The 1,146-nt window shown below is 49.2% G+C and carries 1 rRNA gene; it reads right to left on the bottom strand.

The features are described 5' to 3' along the window. Positions 1 to 1,146: ribosomal RNA gene (locus CLOACE_RS11610) — 23S ribosomal RNA — on the bottom strand; the annotation flags it as partial.

Genomic DNA, 1,146 nt, shown 5'->3' with positions numbered 1-1,146 from the left:
TACCACCGGATCACTAAGCCCGACTTTCGTCTCTGCTCCACCTGTATGTGTCGCAGTCAGGCTCCCTTCTGCCTTTGCACTCTACGCGCGGTTTCCAACCGCACTGAGGGAACCTTTGGGCGCCTCCGTTACTTTTTAGGAGGCGACCGCCCCAGTCAAACTGCCCGCCTAACAATGTCCCGTGACCAGTTTCATGGCCTCCGGTTAGAATCTCAGTACTATCAGGGTGGTATCCCAAGGATGACTCCATCTAAGCTGACGCCTAGATTTCTTAGTCTCCCACCTATCCTGTACAGACAATACCGAAACTCAATGATAAGCTGCAGTAAAGCTCTACGGGGTCTTTCCGTCCTATCGCGGGTAGCAAGCATCTTCACTTGCACTACAATTTCGCCGGATTTGTTGTCGAGACAGTGCCCAAATCATTACGCCTTTCGTGCGGGTCGGAACTTACCCGACAAGGAATTTCGCTACCTTAGGACCGTTATAGTTACGGCCGCCGTTTACTGGGGCTTAAGTTCACACCTTTGCTTACGCTAAGTGATTCCCTTAACCTTCCAGCACCGGGCAGGCGTCAGCCCCTATACTTCAGCTTTCGCTTTAGCAGAGACCTGTGTTTTTGCTAAACAGTTGTTTGGGCCTATTCACTGCGACCTACTGTTAAGTAGGCACCCCTTCTCCCAAAGTTACGGGGTCAATTTGCCTAGTTCCTTGACAACAATTCTTCCGCTGGTCTTAGGATTCTCTCCTCACCTACCTGTGTCGGTTTGCGGTACGGGCACCAGTTTCCTCGATAGAGGCTTTTCTTGGCAGCATGAAATCAGATACTTCGCTACTAAAATTTCGCTCCCTATAACACCTTAGCATTGATTAAACGGATTTGCCTATTTAATCTGCCTAAATGCTTAGACACACATCCAATAGTGTGCACATCTTATCCTTCTGCGTCACCCCATCTCTAATAACGTTACTGGTGGTATCGGAATATCAACCGATTGTCCATCACCTACGCCTTTCGGCCTCGGCTTAGGTCCCGACTAACCCTGAGTGGACGAACCTTCCTCAGGAAACCTTAGGTTTTCGACCAATAAGATTCTCACTTATTTCTCGCTACTTATGCCAGCATACTCACTCCTGTACAGTCCA

Origin of the sequence: Clostridium acetireducens DSM 10703, from assembly GCF_001758365.1 — a bacterium.
Taxonomy (GTDB): Bacteria; Bacillota; Clostridia; order Clostridiales; family Clostridiaceae; genus Clostridium_C; species Clostridium_C acetireducens.
This window is presented reverse-complemented; position numbering and strand designations above follow the sequence as displayed.